At 37.7% G+C, this 15,804-nt stretch carries 16 protein-coding genes; 5 read left to right on the plus strand and 11 right to left on the minus strand.

Annotated features, from left to right (window positions below; genetic code table 11):
* Window positions 1-113: 113 nt before the first annotated feature.
* Window positions 114-632 (minus strand): DUF84 family protein, encoded by a 519-nt coding sequence (locus tag B1NLA3E_RS18120; RefSeq protein ID WP_015595288.1) that lies wholly within the window; start codon window positions 630-632, stop codon window positions 114-116.
* A gap of 257 nt (window positions 633-889) precedes the next feature.
* The gene (locus B1NLA3E_RS18125) at window positions 890-1,963 is read right to left on the minus strand and encodes a M42 family metallopeptidase (RefSeq protein WP_015595289.1); all 1,074 of its coding nucleotides are present in this window, start codon (window positions 1,961-1,963) and stop codon (window positions 890-892) included.
* Between the two features lie 218 nt (window positions 1,964-2,181).
* Here B1NLA3E_RS18125 and B1NLA3E_RS18130 point away from each other — a divergent pair, with 218 nt between their 5' ends.
* A complete protein-coding gene (locus B1NLA3E_RS18130) occupies window positions 2,182-2,499 on the plus strand; it encodes a PepSY domain-containing protein (protein ID WP_041580657.1) in 318 nt (105 codons plus the stop codon).
* Window positions 2,500-2,586: 87 nt separating this feature from the next.
* Here B1NLA3E_RS18130 and trmB read toward each other — a convergent pair whose 3' ends face one another.
* Entirely contained in the window at window positions 2,587-3,225 is a 639-nt protein-coding gene (gene trmB, locus B1NLA3E_RS18135; protein WP_015595291.1) for a tRNA (guanosine(46)-N7)-methyltransferase TrmB, read from the minus strand.
* A gap of 176 nt (window positions 3,226-3,401) precedes the next feature.
* Between trmB and B1NLA3E_RS18140 the strand changes: the two genes are divergently transcribed.
* Entirely contained in the window at window positions 3,402-3,680 is a 279-nt protein-coding gene (locus B1NLA3E_RS18140; protein ID WP_015595292.1) for a YtzH-like family protein, read from the plus strand.
* On the opposite strand, the gene B1NLA3E_RS18145 is transcribed toward B1NLA3E_RS18140, so the two are convergent.
* From B1NLA3E_RS18145 to thpR, 4 genes are all read right to left on the minus strand, one after another.
* Window positions 3,677-4,450, minus strand: a complete 774-nt coding sequence (locus B1NLA3E_RS18145) for a phosphotransferase family protein (RefSeq protein ID WP_015595293.1) — start codon at window positions 4,448-4,450, stop codon at window positions 3,677-3,679. The genes B1NLA3E_RS18140 and B1NLA3E_RS18145 overlap by 4 nt on opposite strands.
* Window positions 4,451-4,792: 342 nt before the next feature.
* Window positions 4,793-6,958, minus strand: coding sequence for a type I pullulanase (gene pulA / locus B1NLA3E_RS18150; protein ID WP_015595294.1), 2,166 nt, complete (start codon window positions 6,956-6,958; stop codon window positions 4,793-4,795).
* Window positions 6,945-7,931, minus strand: coding sequence for a diacylglycerol/lipid kinase family protein (locus B1NLA3E_RS18155; protein ID WP_015595295.1), 987 nt, complete (start codon window positions 7,929-7,931; stop codon window positions 6,945-6,947). Before B1NLA3E_RS18155 ends, pulA begins: the two co-directional genes overlap by 14 nt.
* Window positions 7,932-7,977: 46 nt before the next feature.
* Window positions 7,978-8,547 carry an RNA 2',3'-cyclic phosphodiesterase gene (gene thpR / locus B1NLA3E_RS18160; protein ID WP_015595296.1) on the minus strand — a complete coding sequence of 190 codons (570 nt, stop codon included), beginning with the start codon at window positions 8,545-8,547 and terminating at the stop codon, window positions 7,978-7,980.
* 237 nt (window positions 8,548-8,784) lie between these two features.
* Between thpR and cysK the strand changes: the two genes are divergently transcribed.
* Window positions 8,785-9,699, plus strand: a complete 915-nt coding sequence (gene cysK, locus B1NLA3E_RS18165; protein ID WP_187292198.1) for a cysteine synthase A — start codon at window positions 8,785-8,787, stop codon at window positions 9,697-9,699.
* 64 nt (window positions 9,700-9,763) lie between these two features.
* Here cysK and dat read toward each other — a convergent pair whose 3' ends face one another.
* Both dat and pepV read right to left on the minus strand, forming a co-directional pair.
* Window positions 9,764-10,621 (minus strand): D-amino-acid transaminase, encoded by an 858-nt coding sequence (gene dat / locus B1NLA3E_RS18170; RefSeq protein ID WP_015595298.1) that lies wholly within the window; start codon window positions 10,619-10,621, stop codon window positions 9,764-9,766.
* A gap of 16 nt (window positions 10,622-10,637) precedes the next feature.
* On the minus strand, window positions 10,638-12,062 hold the full coding sequence (gene pepV, locus B1NLA3E_RS18175) for a dipeptidase PepV (protein ID WP_015595299.1): 1,425 nt from the start codon (window positions 12,060-12,062) through the stop codon (window positions 10,638-10,640).
* A 464-nt stretch (window positions 12,063-12,526) separates the two neighbouring features.
* On the opposite strand from pepV, the gene B1NLA3E_RS18180 reads away from it, so the two are divergent.
* Complete coding sequence (locus tag B1NLA3E_RS18180) at window positions 12,527-12,748, plus strand: DeoR family transcriptional regulator (RefSeq protein ID WP_015595300.1); 222 nt, start codon at window positions 12,527-12,529, stop codon at window positions 12,746-12,748.
* Between the two features lie 113 nt (window positions 12,749-12,861).
* Here the strand turns inward: B1NLA3E_RS18180 and B1NLA3E_RS18185 are convergent, their stop codons facing one another.
* On the minus strand, window positions 12,862-13,578 hold the full coding sequence (locus B1NLA3E_RS18185; RefSeq protein ID WP_015595301.1) for a pseudouridine synthase: 717 nt from the start codon (window positions 13,576-13,578) through the stop codon (window positions 12,862-12,864).
* Between the two features lie 117 nt (window positions 13,579-13,695).
* On the opposite strand from B1NLA3E_RS18185, the gene B1NLA3E_RS18190 reads away from it, so the two are divergent.
* Window positions 13,696-13,917: a hypothetical protein gene (locus B1NLA3E_RS18190; protein WP_015595302.1), complete on the plus strand. Its 222-nt coding sequence runs from the start codon at window positions 13,696-13,698 to the stop codon at window positions 13,915-13,917.
* 88 nt (window positions 13,918-14,005) lie between these two features.
* Here B1NLA3E_RS18190 and B1NLA3E_RS18195 read toward each other — a convergent pair whose 3' ends face one another.
* Window positions 14,006-15,622 (minus strand): putative polysaccharide biosynthesis protein, encoded by a 1,617-nt coding sequence (locus B1NLA3E_RS18195; RefSeq protein ID WP_041580660.1) that lies wholly within the window; start codon window positions 15,620-15,622, stop codon window positions 14,006-14,008.
* Window positions 15,623-15,804: the final 182 nt, after the last annotated feature.

Raw genomic sequence — 15,804 nt, forward strand, 5'->3', positions numbered from 1 at the left:
TCCTCCCTGCTAGACGATATTATCCGTTTAAATCATAACCCCTTATTTCTAGCAATGACTAAATTATGTATGACAATTTTTTTACGATTTTTTAAAATATTTATATATATTTTTTATTTTGTGATATTTTCACGATATTGATACTGCCCAAATAAGAGCTTTGTTACATGGGAAAACATGTCAGCCCTTGGAATGATTCCATTTGTAAAGATCCCTATTGCTCCTTCATTCTTTCGGATATTTTTCTTTTTTGTAAAATCGTCCATAACTGGACCAAGTTCTTCTCCTTTTCTTAATCGATCTGCGACCTCTTCAGGAAGTAATATTCTTGCTCCTCCAGCGATTAAAGGTTGCTCATTTTCGGAGACGAGAGCCCCCCAATTACATAAGAACAGTCCAAAGACTGTATCTTCCACTCCACCTTCAAGTCCAATTCCAATTTGGCCCTTTCCTAAAATTAATGCTTGCTTAGCCCGGTTAATAGCCCCCTTTATTGTTTCTTCATCTGAAAAGGGTTGTTCACTAACACCTGATGCTACGTTTATGGCTTCAAATTCATAATGGTTGTTTGTAAATATTTGCTTAACAGCCTCTATCTTTGCTGGATTTTTTGTTCCAATAATGATTTTCATATTTATAGACCGTTCCATGTCCTTCTCCTTTCAATCATCCTAAATAAAGGAGACAGAATTAATCTGCCTCCTTGATCTTTTGGCTCTGTTAAACTAGAATGTTGATTTCCGTTCCAGGCGCTTTGCGCACCTTAGGGGCGGGCGGTGAGCCTCCTCGGCGCTAAAGCGCCTGCGGGGTCTCACCTGTCCCGCTGCTCCCGCAGGAGTCTTCGCGCCCTCCACTCCAATCAACATTGAGCTATAACACAGCCTATCTTTTAATAATTTTGACGGATCGTATCAACTGTAGATTGATCACAAGTTTTTACAAGCTTAATCAATAATTCTTTTGCAGCAGCGTAATCATCTACATGAATAATGGAAGCGTGTGTATGAATATAGCGAGAACAAACTCCAATTACAGCACTTGGAATTCCTTCATTTGACATATGAACTCGTCCTGCATCTGTTCCACCCTGGGAAGCGAAATATTGATATGGAACATGATGTGTTTCAGCTGTGTCAAGAATAAATTCTCTTATACCGCGGTGTGTCACCATTGTGCGGTCAAGTATTCTTAGTAATACTCCTTTGCCTAAATGGCCAAATTCCTTTTTATCTCCAGTCATGTCATTAGCAGGGCTGGCATCAAGTGCAAAAAATAGATCTGGTTTAATCATGTTTGCTGCTGTTTGTGCACCTCTTAGCCCAACTTCCTCTTGAACAGTCGCTCCGGAATAAAGAATATTTGGGAGTTTTTCATCTTTGAGTTCTTGAAGCAATTCAATTGCTAAACCACAGCCGTAGCGATTATCCCATGCCTTAGCTAAAATCTTTTTATTATTAGCCATCGGTGTAAATGGACAAATCGGTAAAATTTGTTGGCCGGGCTTAATACCAATCTTGATAGCATCTTCATGGTCGTCTGCACCAATATCAATTAGCATATTTTTAATTTCCATTGGTTTATTTTTTGTTCCTTCATCAAGAAGATGCGGTGGGATTGAACCGATTACCCCGATAATAGGGCCATTGTTGGTGATGATTTGAACTCGCTGAGCTAATAATACCTGACTCCACCATCCACCAAGAGGCTGAAAGCGGATCATTCCGTTTTCAGTTATGGCGGTGACCATAAAGCCAACTTCATCCATATGACCGGCCACCATAATGGTTGGGCCTGATGCTTCACCTTTTTTTATTCCAAAAATACTGCCAAGTTTATCTTGTACCACTTCATCACTATATTTCCTTAATTCCTCTTTCATAAATTGACGAACTGCATGTTCATTACCAGGTGCTCCTGGTAGTTCCGTTAATGTTTGAAAAAGTTTTAACGTCTGTTCGTTCATTTTTTTTACTCCTTTTAGTGAGTTTTATGTTTGCATTATGTATATATTTATATTACTTAAATTTTACACTTCATTCCACTTCTGCTGTTATCTATTCACTATAACATTAATTTTTTCTAAGATAAATGAACTCTAATGATCATTTCTGGTATGATGGGAATTGAAAAGGTACCCAAAACGAAGTAGTTTTAAGATTTACTAAAAGGTGGTGTTTTGTTTTGAATTGGAAGTCATTTTTAATGGGGGTTGGCTCTGGACTTGCTGGGGGAATAACTGCATATTATCTTTTTCAGAAGGGACACACCCAGACGGTAACGCCAGAAAAAGTCCTTGAGAAGATAAAAACGACCTTTAAAGAACAAGGACCGATTCTTGGTTCCTGGATTCACATGGAAGCTGAACCATATGTAAAAGATAAAATACAATATCGTGTATATAAAGGCGGTATTTCCAAAAAAGTAGACGATGAAACAAAACAATTTGAATTTATTGCCGATGCAACCACCGGAACCATATTATCTGTTCAACAACTATAAAAAAACCTGACCCCCACTTCTTTATCACTTTAAAGTAGTGGGGGTCAGGCACCCAATAGCACTTCACTGCGTTGCAGTAAACTAATTTTATCGATATTTTACTTCTGATCGGAATATGCGATGGCCTTTTTTTGAAAATTTCTCTTCGTATTCTGTCATGATATTCCCTTCAAAATTGCTGTTGTGGAGATCTAGGCTGACATACTGTAACAGCAATCCATATTCAGAAAAGCTCTTAAGAGAGTATTCAAACAACCCCTGATTATCCGTTTTAAAATGGATTTCTCCTTGATTGATCAAAATTTCTTCGTACTGTTTCAAAAAGGTTTTGTAAGTTAAACGTCGCTTTGCATGGCGACTTTTAGGCCACGGATCAGAAAAATTTAAATAAATCCGCTCGACTTCTCCCTTTTCAAAGAACTCCGTTACATCACCAGCATTCACATTAAGCAGCTTTATATTGGGAAGCTCAGCCTCGATCAACCGGTCCAATGCCGTTACGATCACACTTTGTTGAACCTCAATTCCCAAATAATTAATTTCCGGATTAGCTTTCGCCATCTCCGTAACAAAGCGACCTCTTCCTGTACCAATTTCAATATGAATTGGCTGAACCTTGTCAAATACACCATTCCATTTTCCTTTTAATAATTCTGGCCCTGAAATGACATACTGAGGATACTGATCTAATTTATCTTTTGCCCATGGTTTATTTCGTAATCTCATTTGTGACACCCCTAAATTTATATACGTTTCAAACAATAGCATGGCTAACCGCCTGTTGCAAGCTAAAAAAAATGGGTGCTTATTTTTTCACCTATTTCCAGTTGGTTACCCATGTATAAATCAAAAAAGGAATTCACAAATTAAGAGTGAATTCCTTTATGAAAGGACGGATTTAAATGCCATTAGATCATCAAGATCAAGTAAATTTATTAAAAGATATCTTAAACAATCATCAATCGGATTGTTGTGGATCTATCTCAGAATGTGAACAATTAGAACGATTGGTCAAATCGTTGATGGTAAATTCTAATATAAATACTGATGTAAAAACAGTTTTGCAAGAAATTTATGATTACAGTCAACACGGCGTACAAACTCAACATCTTGATCAACATATTGAATCGAACCAACAACGTTTATCAGAATGGGTTAGTGATATTGACCAATACTCTTAAAGAATCTTATCTAAGTATTCAATCCATCTTTTCATTTCTGGAAATCGTGCTTTCCTTTTATGCCATTGAATGGATGATAAGGTGTGTGCTAATACATACCACTTCATCCTCAGCTTTAAATGGTCTGTAACTTGAATCCCATAGAGTTCTAACCATTTTTGCCACTCTTTTTTAGGAATATACCAGTATAACAACAATCCTAAATCAATGGCTGGATCACCAATCATTGCTCCGTCCCAATCAATTAAGTACAGCTGGTTGTTATTGCCAAGCAACCAGTTGTTATGATTTACATCACCATGACAAACGACAAATTGGTCACACTCAACTTTGTGAACTTCCATTGCCAAAAACTCAGTAGATTTTTTCACTGAAGGAATTTGCATTAATTCTTGGTCCAATCCGTCTTGTACCTTTTGAAAAAATGGTTCAGGATTTAACGGGGCCTTTCCAAGTCTGCTCAACATTCCTTTTAATGGTTCTGATTGATGAATCTTTCTTAATAGTTTTGCTACTTTTTCATGATTCATTTCGGTTGGCGTTAACTCTCTACCATTTAACCATTGCTGAGCTGTAATAACATCCCCAGTCTCCAACCTCTTAGTCCAAACCAATTTCGGGACGAGCCCTTCAGCCGATAAAACGGCTAAAAATGGAGAGGAATTTCGTTTTAAAAAAAGCTTTTGTTCTTCATGTTGAGCAAAAAAGGCTTTTCCAGTTGCCCCTCCTGCAGGAACAATTTCCCATTCTTGTCCAAATATATGCTCCAAAGTTGTTCACCTTCAATTAGTTCGCAATTTCCCTCAAATGTCTGATAATCTACTGATAAAAGGACTGCCCAAAGTTTTATTAATAAAAACATAAGCGCCCAATTTAATCCAGATAAGACAAAGTTTGATCATTCATCTTCAATGATGGTCTCATCTTTAAAGGATTGGGCGCAATGCTCGTTAATCATTATATATTAATAAGGCGGCGCTCCGCCCCTTTTTCACAAAAAAGGATAGCTACTTAATCCAAAATAATAGCTATCTTCATCAATTTTATCCCCTATTTGCTTTTTTCGTCAAGTGTCTTCGTGACAAAATGCTTTTTCACCATCATACATTGACTTATTGAACGAGTACAGATACGCTCAAAGGCTGTATTAAATAGTGACTAGAACTTGTTATCCCAATTGATAAAATGCTTGCTTTATGTTCTTCTACCAAAACATTCCATGCCCCTTCTTTAGGAAGGCTGACTCTCATACATTGAAGTGTTGGATTGAACAATACCAAGATAGATTCCCATTTCCCATACTGACCTACTTCCTTTAAAAAATAACCTATCAGTGGTTTCGGGAAATCTAGAAATGTTACATGTTCTCGAATTGCCTTTGCTTCTGGAAGTCTAAAAGCCCGGTGAGATTTCCTTATTTCTATAATGCCTTTTATAAAATCCACATGATTATGATAAAAGGATTTTCTATCCCAATCAAGCCAGTTTATTTCATCAGGAGATTGATAGCTATTGCCTATTCCCTTTTTTGTTCGAAAAAATTCTTGACCACTGTGGATAAAAGGGATGCCTTGAGAGAATATTACCATGGCAGTAGCCAGCCGATGGCGTTTTTTTCGGGTTTCATGATCACTTCCTTGACAACACACTGTTAACTTATCCCAAAGTGTATGGTTATCATGTGATTCAATATAATTAACGGTTTGAATGGGTTCAAGAAAAATCCCCTGTGTTGCCTTTTCTGTTCCAATACTCCCCGCTAACACTTGCTTAGCGGCATCATAAAAATGTTCATTCCCTAGTGCAAAACCACGGTCATATAAATTAAAGGTACTCCCTTTAATGGAATCACGGAACCAATCATTAAATTGGGCAATTCTTGGTAGCTTTTTTTGATTTCGAATATTCGCCTTTTTTTCTCCTGGAATAGGCGTATTCAAGTCCCACCCCTCACCGATTATCAGAGCCGTATAGTCAGTTTCATCCACTTTCTTTCTCACTTCGTTCATCGTATCTATATCAAGAATTCCCATTAAGTCAAAACGAAATCCATCAACTTGGTATTCTTTCATCCAAAAATCAATAGAGTCAACGATCATTTTCCTTACCATTAACCGTTCTGATGCGATATCGTTTCCGACTCCAGTTCCGTTTGAAGGCATCCCAAACTGGTCATGGCGAAAAAAGTAGCCAGGAACTATTTTTTCGAAAGAAGCTTGCTCACGGATAAAAACATGATTGTATACTACATCCATTATGACCCGGATACCTTGCTGATGAATTGTCTCTATCAATGCTTTGAGTTCATTAATTCTTGCATAAGGATTATTTGGATTGCTAGAAAAACTTCCTTCTGGAACATTAAAATGGAGCGGATTATAGCCCCAATTATATTCTTTCTTGACTGCTAACTCATCCACACCAGCAAAATCATTAAATGGTAACAATTCTATATGAGTAACACCTAGGTTTTTGACATAAGACAAACAAGTTAATTCTCCATCTTTACCGATTGTGTCCGTTTCTGCAGCCCCAAGGTATGTTCCTTTATTTCTAACTCCACTTGATGGATGAATCGTAAAATCTCTTATATGTGTTTCGTAAACAATTGCATCAAGGGGACTATAAAGTTGGGGCAGGTCAAGCTTGGTCGTGGATAGAAAGGACCTTGTTTTATTAAGATCAACAATAACACCATGGGTCCCATTTGCGGTTACGGCTACTGCGTATGGATCCACCGCTTCTCTCCAAACTCTATTTACACAAACAAGAAAGGAATATTGAAACCTTTCAAAATCCCCCATTTTTTCAATCGACCAAACCCCTTTTTTGCCTCGATTCATGATAAATTCTTCTGTCTGGTCTTGACTTGGAGTTGTCAACTTTACTTTTACCATAGTTGCAGTCGGAGCCCAGAGTTTGAAAGTAACTTTTTCCGTGGAAAAAGTTACCCCTAAATCTTTACCTTCATAAAAAAAAAGCTGATCAAACTCTTGTGTACGAATAACGGAACCGATTTGAAGATCGGATTTTCCTCCATGTTCATCAACAATCCAATTTTGAATGCCAATTTCAGGTTCAAACTCTGGTGTGCAAATATACTTTATTTCGTTACCTAATGGGAGAATTTCCTGAATATCAAGGTTTTGCTTCTGATTCTTTCCGTCTATTAAAAAAAACAAGGTCGAAATGCCGTAGTGATACATTTTAGGGAGGAGAATGGTAATGACGTTCATTTCATCCAAGTAAGCATAGAATAAACGATCAACGGTACTCATGAGCGTTCAACTCCTTCACTTCCTCTTCACCTAAGTTGTCTTTCCTGGCAATGATTGATAATGATTTATTTACGACTTGCACTGTAATAGGAGTATAGCCCTTTATCTCACCATCTAAATGAATTAATAAAGGCTCTGAGGTGGTAATTTTTATATTTTTACCTTTTAATGTAGTCACTTCTTTAAACCTTGTATGCCCTCCCCAGAAAACACTGATAAAAACAGCTAGTAGTTTTAACTTTGATAGATTATTGACAACAATGATATTTAGTTCACCGTCTATTGGAGATGCACCAGGAGCGATAAGCATCCCTCCCCCATAATAGGGCTGATTTGCAACGGTAACAAACCATGTTAACGGAAAAGTATAATCTTTCCCATCAATCGTCATTTCTACAGTCCGACACCGAAAGGATGCTAATTTTTTTAAAAGAATCATTACGTATATTAACATTCCTAGTGAATAGCGATTTAGAAGTGCCTTGAGTCGAGAACGATTAGCGGCTTGTGCAACCTCTGCATCAAATCCCGCCCCCATATTATTGACAAAATATTGTTCTTCTTTCTCAGAATTGATCATCTTTCCAACATCAATATATTCAGGTTGAATAGAAGCCTTGCTAATAATGTGATCTAATGCAACAAGTGGGTCCTTGGGAATGAACAACCCCCTAGAAAAATCATTCCCTGATCCTGCGGGAATAACGCCTACCACTATATTTGGATATTTTATGATTCCATTTATGATCTCGTGAAGTGTCCCATCGCCTCCAACAGCAACAAGACCTACTGTTTCCCCATCCACATTCTCTGCAATTGATCGGGCTAATTCCTTGGCATGGCCATGGTACGCTGTGAAAAAAGCCTGAAAAGGAATTCCCCTTTTTTCTAATTCTTCCTCTACTTTATTCCAAGTACTCAAACCATACCCATTTTTCGCCATCGGATTTATGATAAAATGTATTTTTTTCATCTAACCAACCTCTTATTTGAATGTTATCTTTCCTCTCTTCCTCAAATTATCTGCTATTTAACGGAAAAGAAGCAATTGCCTCATATTTAGGAGTTTTATCAAGATGGGTCTGGTATAAAACGATTTCACTTCCTGTAAACGACAAAGGATGGTTTAAAATCTTTTCATCATCAAATTGAGAGATTGGAAAAGGGTTATCTCCTGACCATTTTCTTGCTAAAGTAATATGTGGGTGAAAAGGGCGAGATTCTAACTGAAAACCTGCCTGTTTACAAGCTAAAAACACTTGTTTTCTTACTATATGTAATCTTTCTTCTGTTTGAACTCCTGCCCAAAAAATTCTTGGGAAATCCTTTCTTCCAAAAACACCAAGATTATCAATTTTTAATGAAAAGGATTCGCTGTCAATCGTTTGTTGATGGATAAGTTCCTTTGCACGTTCAAGCTGAACTTTGTCTGCATTCCCTAAGAATGCAAGGGTAATATGATAATCTTGTTCATGCACCCATCTTGAAAACGGAAACATCTTTTTTACTTGATCTGACAAATCTTTTAGTTCCTCTTTCACTTCTAACGGCAGTCTTAATGCAAAGAAAAAGTGAGTCTGTTGTTCCATATTATGACACCCTTTCAGCTAGGATTTCCCTGTATATACGAAAGCAATATTTGAAATGTAATGAATTCCTTCGTATTATTAAGATGTGATTTTATTTTAGCATTTAATAGAATAATTATAACAAACGTAAACAGCAGGAGAACAATGTACAGTTATTGTCTTATTTCATTTTAAGCAAATATTCATGTTTTCATAATAAATACGAAGGGAAGTTTTCTAGTGAAAGTTGCGAAAAACATGGCCGAGTTAATTGGAAATACGCCAATAGTAAAATTAAATCGTCTAGCACCAGAAAATGGGGCAGCAGTTTATCTCAAGTTAGAGTTTTTTAATCCAAGCAAAAGTGTTAAAGACAGGGCGGCCTTTAACATGATTGAGGTGGCAGAAAAAGAAGGAAAATTGACCCCTGGGGCAACGATTATTGAACCAACAAGTGGAAATACGGGCATTGGACTAGCCATGAACGCTGCTGCACGTGGATACCGAGCTATTCTAGTAATGCCAGACACGATGACGAAGGAACGGATCAATATATTAAAAGCTTATGGTGCAGAGGTAGTCCTTACCCCTGGTGCCGAAAAGATGCCTGGTTCGATTAAAAAAGCCCAAGAGCTTGCAGCAAAAATTCCGAATAGCTTTATTCCGATGCAATTTGAAAACCAAGCCAATCCGGATGCTCATCGTCATTCCACGGCTCTAGAAATCATCGATGCAATGAAAATAATTGGTAAACCACTAGCTGCTTTTGTGGCAACGGCAGGGACTGGCGGAACCATCACTGGAACGGGAGAGGCACTGAAAGATTTTTATCCCAACCTATCTGTCCATGTAGTGGAGCCAGCAGGGTCCCCTGTACTTTCTGGTGGAAAGCCCGGTAACCATAAGCTTGTAGGCACAAGTCCAGGATTTATACCAGACGTTCTAAATCAAAATGTATATGATAAGATACACAAAATCAAAGATGAAGATGCCTACTCCATCACCCGCAAACTTGCCAAAGAAGAAGGAATATTGGTTGGTCCATCATCGGGTGGAGCCTGCTTTGCAGCCATTGAGGTTGCTAAAAGTCTAACTCCAAATGATGTGGTCGTATGTATTGCCTCCGATTCCGGAGAACGTTATTTATCAAGCGACTTATTTCAAACCGAGTAATTATTTTATTTTCATAATTTAGGGGCTGACTCATTCATTCGAGTCAGCCCCTAATATTTTCGTATTATTGAATCGGACCACATTGAAGTTTAATTTCTGCTTCAAGTAGATGTTGTAACTTTGTAGTAATAGAACCAGGTACACCGTTCCCAATTTTGGTACCTGATATTTCTACAACAGGGGTTATTTCCGCAGTTGTACTTGAGATAAAGACTTCATCCGCTGATAGCAATTCTTCAACTGTAAAAGCTTTTTCTTCAACCGTAATTTCATTTTTTCGGCAAATTGCCAGCATTTGTTGCCTAGTAATTCCATTCAAAATATATCGGTCAGCCTGGTGAGTGCGTAGGACACCGTTCTTAATAATTGATATATTAGATGAGCTTCCTTCCGTTATGGTCTTGTCGCGATGGAGGATGGCTTCACCGCACCCTGCCTCGACCGCCTGTTGTTTTGCTAATAGATTCCCTAATAGATTTAGGCTTTTTATATCACAATGAAACCAGCGAATATCATCAACTAAAGCTGCTTTAATACCGGAATTTATTGACGTTAGCGGTCGTTCAAGCTCTTTTGTATAGGCCACAAAAGACCCGATTGTACTTGGTACAGGAAAGGCATGATTTCGTGGTGCAACTCCTCTGGTAAATTGCAAATATACAATCCCAAAACCAAGTTCATTTTTCACAATAAGGGTTTGAAGTTGTTTTTTCATTTCCGCTATAGATAAAGAGAGCACCAAGTTTATTTTTTTTGCACATTCCACTAACCGTAGCAAATGATCTTGCTCAGCAAACATGGTACCATTGTAAACTCGAATTACCTCGTAAATCCCATCACCGAATTGGTAACCACGATCTTCAATATCAACCTTTGCCTGGCTTCGCTCAACGAATTCCCCATTTAAAATTGCATACTTCATCCTTGATTCCCCCAAATTAGTTTGTAGATCGGGTCAACTCATAAATTGCTTGAGCATAGATAGCAGTCGCTTTTAGTAAATCTTCTATTATGATATATTCATCCTTTTGATGGGCAATATCTTCTCTTCCTGGAAAAAGCGGTCCAAAAGCCACACCTGACTTTAAGGACCGAGCATAGGTTCCTCCGCCAATTGCCAGTAATTCGGCTTTTTCTCCCGTTTGCTCCTCATACACCTTTTTTAAAATTTGAATCAACCTATCCTTTTCATCTACGTAATGCGGATTAGAATTTGAAAAATTAATGATCGTATACCCTTCTTCTTGTAACAAGTTTTCAAGTTTTTTCTTTGAATCCTCAATCTGGTGTGTAACGGGATAACGGAGGTTTAATCCTAAGCGTCCTCCCTCTTCCTTTGAAAATCTAAGTTTACCAACATTGATGGTTAATTCCCCGGAAATATCATCGGTGTATTGAATTCCTAATTCCTTGCCGCGAGAATCCTGAGCAAAAAAACGAACAACAAATTTAATAAAATGTTTCGCCTTAGGTTCCAAATTAAATTTTGATAAGAACGATGCTAAATACAGCCCAGCATTTTTCCCGTTCCTTGGCTCCATTCCGTGGGCAGATACACCCTCCAATTCTAGAACCAGTTTGCCACCTTCAACATACTGCTTTCCTGTTAGCCTTTTCTTTTTTAAAAAGTCTGCAAAACACTGCACTAAGTCTGTATGCGGTTGCTGAACCATTAATTCCGCTTTTGCAAAATCGGGAACCATATTGTAGCGCTTTCCAGATTGAAAAGTGAGAATTTCAACTTGGAATTTATCATCGGGCTCAATTACCACTGATTGAACAAGATCAAAATCAGCGATTCCCTTTTCAGCATGGATGATAGGAAAATCTGCATCTGGTGCAAATCCCATGGTTGGCATTTCTTCATGTTTAAAATAATGGTTCACACAACGCCAATTGCTTTCTTCGTCGGTACCGATAATCATTCGTACACGCCTATTTATGGGTACACCAAGATCTCTTACTATTTTCATGGCATGATAAGCTGCCATAGTTGGACCTTTATCATCCATAGCTCCCCTAGCAAATATTTTTCCATCCCGTATTTCTGCCTCAAATGGATCACTACTCCACCCGTCACCCTCTGGAACGACATCAACATGGCATAATATTCCGACCAACTCTTCTCCCGAGCCGAATTCAATATGGCCAGCTAAGTTACCTACATTCTTGACTGTGAATCCATCTTTTTCACCAAGATTAAGCATAAAATCTAAAGCCTTTTTTACCTCTCTACCAAGCGGTGCGTCTGAAGTTGGATGTTGTTCATCCAATACACTTTTTATATGTAAAAGGTCTTGAGTTTCTTGAATTAAATTATTCTTTCTTTTTTCAACCTCTTGAGTCCAATCAATTTGTTGCAAAGATAGAACCTCCTCATTCAAAATGTTTTTGGATAACCAAACTTTCCTGATAGTACCATTATACATAATATCTTTTCCAAAACACTATTCGTATTGGGCTTCATATCTACAGATTTTTATTTTCAAAATACCGTTTTGAGGTATGTAAATTAATTTATTTTCTAAATTTTCAAACTACTATCATATTTCCCCCTTTTATTACCATATTGTATACTAATTGCACAGAAAGGAGCAAAGAGCTTATTTTTTCAGAAAAAATTAAGACTTTGTTAAATTTCTTTGATTAAGTAGAAATTTTCTGTGAACAGTTGTACAATAATATTAGATATTGACAATCGCATATTTTACCAGAAAAGGAGTTGTCTGTAGAAGGGAAACTACATAGCTTGAAGTCATAATACTTCATGAGCCAGTCGGATGCAGGAATTTGCCATAGGTTTGAAAAAAGGATAGGGAGTGGTTTTTTGAAACCTTCGACTAACCGGATGTTAAACCGTATCAAATCCATCTACATGTTTATTCAGAAAAATGGGACAGTTTCGACACAAGATCTTGTAGAGGAATTTGGGATCACTCCTCGTACCATCCAAAGAGATTTGAATGTCTTGGCTTACAATGACCTAGTAGAAAGTCCCAGCCGCGGCAGATGGACAACAACTCATAAAAAGGTAAAGATGTCATCTTAATAAAATAGTAAACCCTTATACAAAAAGAAATCGTCCTTGGACGATTTTTTTGATTTTAGAACATATAAACTTTTGAAGTAGAAAACTGCCAGCTCCGGGCACCTTCCATTTTTCTATTTTTCATATGTTATTAACTGTTCAATTTCTTCTTCTGTCAGTTCACGGTATTCCCCTAATTCAAGCCCTTGATCAAGCTTTAGTGGCCCCATCGTCATTCTTTTTAAATAGACAACCTTTTTCCCAACCGCTTGAAACATTCGTTTCACTTGATGGAATTTCCCCTCAGTAATCGTAAGCTCAATCTCAGACCTTATTCCAGCTTTTAAAATAGTTAACTCTCCCGGTTTTGTTAAATAGCCGTCATCTAAGGTTACACCCTCTTTAAAAGCTTCTACATCCTCTTCCGTTACCACTCCCTCGATAACAGCGTAATACAGCTTTGGAACATGCTTTTTGGGTGAAAGAAGCTGATGAGCCAATTGGCCATCATTCGTGATTAACAGTAGCCCTTCGGTATCCTTATCCAAACGTCCTACCGGGAATGGTTCAAAGACAAGATCGTCCTGACCCAATAAATCGATAACCGTTTCATCATGGTTATCTTCTGTTGCTGAAATAACCCCTGGGGGTTTGTTCATCATTAAATAGATAAATTGCTTATATTCGACCACTTCACCATTTAAGATGACTACATCATGTTCCGGATTAACCTGAAATTTGGAGTCTTTTACAACTTTATCATTAATATTTACCGCACCCGTTTTAAGAAGCTGCTTCACTTCTTTTCTGCTACCAAACCCGAGATTTGCCAACATCTTATCTATTCTCATCAAAACCCCTCCCAACATTCAATAAAAAGGATGTAGGCATCAGCCTATACCATCCCATGTTAAATTACATAGACTGTTATCATTCTTACCCAAATAAATTTAGGAGATGATACAATGATGGATTATTATCGTCAACAACAATTCCCAGGTTTCCCAGGTGGTGGTTTCCCTGGTGGAGGCTTCCCCGGTGGTGGTGGCTTCGATCGGCGGCTTGACCAGCTAGAACGCCGTGTTTCTCGTCTTGATCAACAAGTGGAACGTATTGATCGCCGTTTAGATCGGATCGAGCGCAGATTAGGAATTAGAGATTATCCTGGTGAATATCCTGTTCAATATTAAAAATCAATATGCCTAGAGCTAAACTGTCATTAAGGTGCAAAAATTAGAAATAAACAGGTCTCCGCAATTTTGGCGACCTGTTTCCCACTTAAAATGGTAAACGTAATTTTTGTTTTATCTTTTCTGCCCGTTGTCCGAAAAGTAGATAAACAAGCTTAGTGCGATAACTCAAAAATACATAAATTCCTGCTCCAACAAGGGCACAAATGCCAATAATAATTAGAGATTGTGACTTTGATGCAGGTGACAAAAATAGTAATAATAACTTATATGTGGCAAAAGTACCGACAAACATTAAAAAGGTAAACAGGATGATCAATAATGACCGTCTTACCACGAGTCTAAATGGATAGTGTGCATACTTCCTAATCACATAAATATTGATCAATATTGCAGCTGTATACCCAAGTGCAGTTGCTAACACAGCACCTCTTGTTTCAAACATTTTAATGAAGGGAATATTTAAGCTCAATTTTATGAACAATCCAACAAGTAAACTTAAGATCGTAAACCGTTGTTCATTAATTCCTTGTAAAATAGCTGCTGTTACCGAATAAAGAGCGAAAAGGATAGCCACTGGTGAATAAGCCCGTAATACTTCAGTTCCCAGTTCCTTATGCTCGTAAAAAACGGTATAAACTGGTTCAGCCAATAACGATAGTCCTATTACTGCTGGTAAGGTCAAAAATAGCATTACCTGGAAAGTCTGATTTAGCTGACGAATCAGGTCCTTTCGATCATTTTCCACAAAAGCTTTCGTTACACTTGGTACAAGCGTAAGTGAAAAAGCCGTTGCCAATGAAACAGGGATAATCACTAATTTGTGTGATTCAAAATTTAAGACACTAAGCGCAAATTCTGTTTGCTTGGCAAGACCAATCGAAACCATTGCCCGGTTAAAGGTTAACTGATCAATCAATTGAAATAACGGATTAGCTATACCCACAAACACAAACGGAGCAGCATATATTAATACTTCTTTATAAATCTGTTTTAATGATATATCGATGGTACCCTTATCTTGCAACAGAATCTCATCTAAATACGGTTTTCGTTTATACCAATACCAAATTAACACAACAAGACTCCCGATTGCCCCGATAAAAGCGGCAAACGTCGCCACACTAACTGCAGTCACAAGACTGCCTTTCATAATATGTAACACTACATAAGCGCCAGCTAACACAAAAACAATCCGGACAATTTGTTCAATAACCTGTGATACGGCAGATGGCCCCATAGATTGGTGCCCTTGGAAAAAGCCGCGGATCAAACTCATAAATGGAACGACAATCAAGGCAAAACTAACGGCCCTGATAACCGTAACGACGTCTTTTACGTTCGAAACCTGGTCCTTATCCCGAATTACACTTTCTGCTAACATCGGTGCAGAAAGATACAACAAAAGGAAAGCAACAACACCTGTACTTAGCATGACAGCTAGTCCCGATTTAAACAGTTTCCTACCAATTCCATACTCTTCTAAGGCATTGTATTTTGAAACAAACTTCGCCACAGCTAATGGAACCCCCGCTGTTGCAATGCTAATAAAAATGGTATATGGTACGTATGAATAATTGTAAAGAACGGTACCCCGATATCCTACTATATGGTAAAACGGAATAACATAAAACAAACCAAGAACTTTTGAAACCATTGTTCCTAGAGTTAGGATGAAGGTTCCTCTTAATAGCTTTGAAGACATACGATCCCTTCCTACAAACGAAAAGTGTACGGCGCATTTGGGCCAGACACTGTTCAAAATTTTATCGTTACGACATTTTTTTAAAATCAAGCTGACATTGTATTTTATCATAATTTGTCGAAACATCTATACGCTAAACATAATTTTATTCAGCAAATGAAACAATGCTAGTAGTAGTTTAC

The sequence above is a fragment of the Bacillus sp. 1NLA3E genome, assembly GCF_000242895.2.
Classification (GTDB): domain Bacteria; phylum Bacillota; class Bacilli; order Bacillales; family Cytobacillaceae; genus Bacillus_BU.

Coding starts and splice junctions, on each gene's coding strand:
- trmB (WP_015595291.1), bottom strand. CDS start 3,225: ATGAGATTACGAAATAAACCATGGGCAAAAGATAAATTAGATCAGTAT.
- B1NLA3E_RS18190 (WP_015595302.1), top strand. CDS start 13,696: ATGGATTATTATCGTCAACAACAATTCCCAGGTTTCCCAGGTGGTGGT.
- cysK (WP_187292198.1), top strand. CDS start 8,785: ATGGCCGAGTTAATTGGAAATACGCCAATAGTAAAATTAAATCGTCTA.
- B1NLA3E_RS18195 (WP_041580660.1), bottom strand. CDS start 15,622: ATGTCTTCAAAGCTATTAAGAGGAACCTTCATCCTAACTCTAGGAACA.
- pulA (WP_015595294.1), bottom strand. CDS start 6,958: ATGAGTACCGTTGATCGTTTATTCTATGCTTACTTGGATGAAATGAAC.
- B1NLA3E_RS18155 (WP_015595295.1), bottom strand. CDS start 7,931: ATGAAAAAAATACATTTTATCATAAATCCGATGGCGAAAAATGGGTAT.
- B1NLA3E_RS18125 (WP_015595289.1), bottom strand. CDS start 1,963: ATGAACGAACAGACGTTAAAACTTTTTCAAACATTAACGGAACTACCA.
- thpR (WP_015595296.1), bottom strand. CDS start 8,547: ATGGAACAACAGACTCACTTTTTCTTTGCATTAAGACTGCCGTTAGAA.
- B1NLA3E_RS18120 (WP_015595288.1), bottom strand. CDS start 632: ATGAAAATCATTATTGGAACAAAAAATCCAGCAAAGATAGAGGCTGTT.
- B1NLA3E_RS18185 (WP_015595301.1), bottom strand. CDS start 13,578: ATGAGAATAGATAAGATGTTGGCAAATCTCGGGTTTGGTAGCAGAAAA.
- dat (WP_015595298.1), bottom strand. CDS start 10,621: ATGAAGTATGCAATTTTAAATGGGGAATTCGTTGAGCGAAGCCAGGCA.
- B1NLA3E_RS18140 (WP_015595292.1), top strand. CDS start 3,402: ATGCCATTAGATCATCAAGATCAAGTAAATTTATTAAAAGATATCTTA.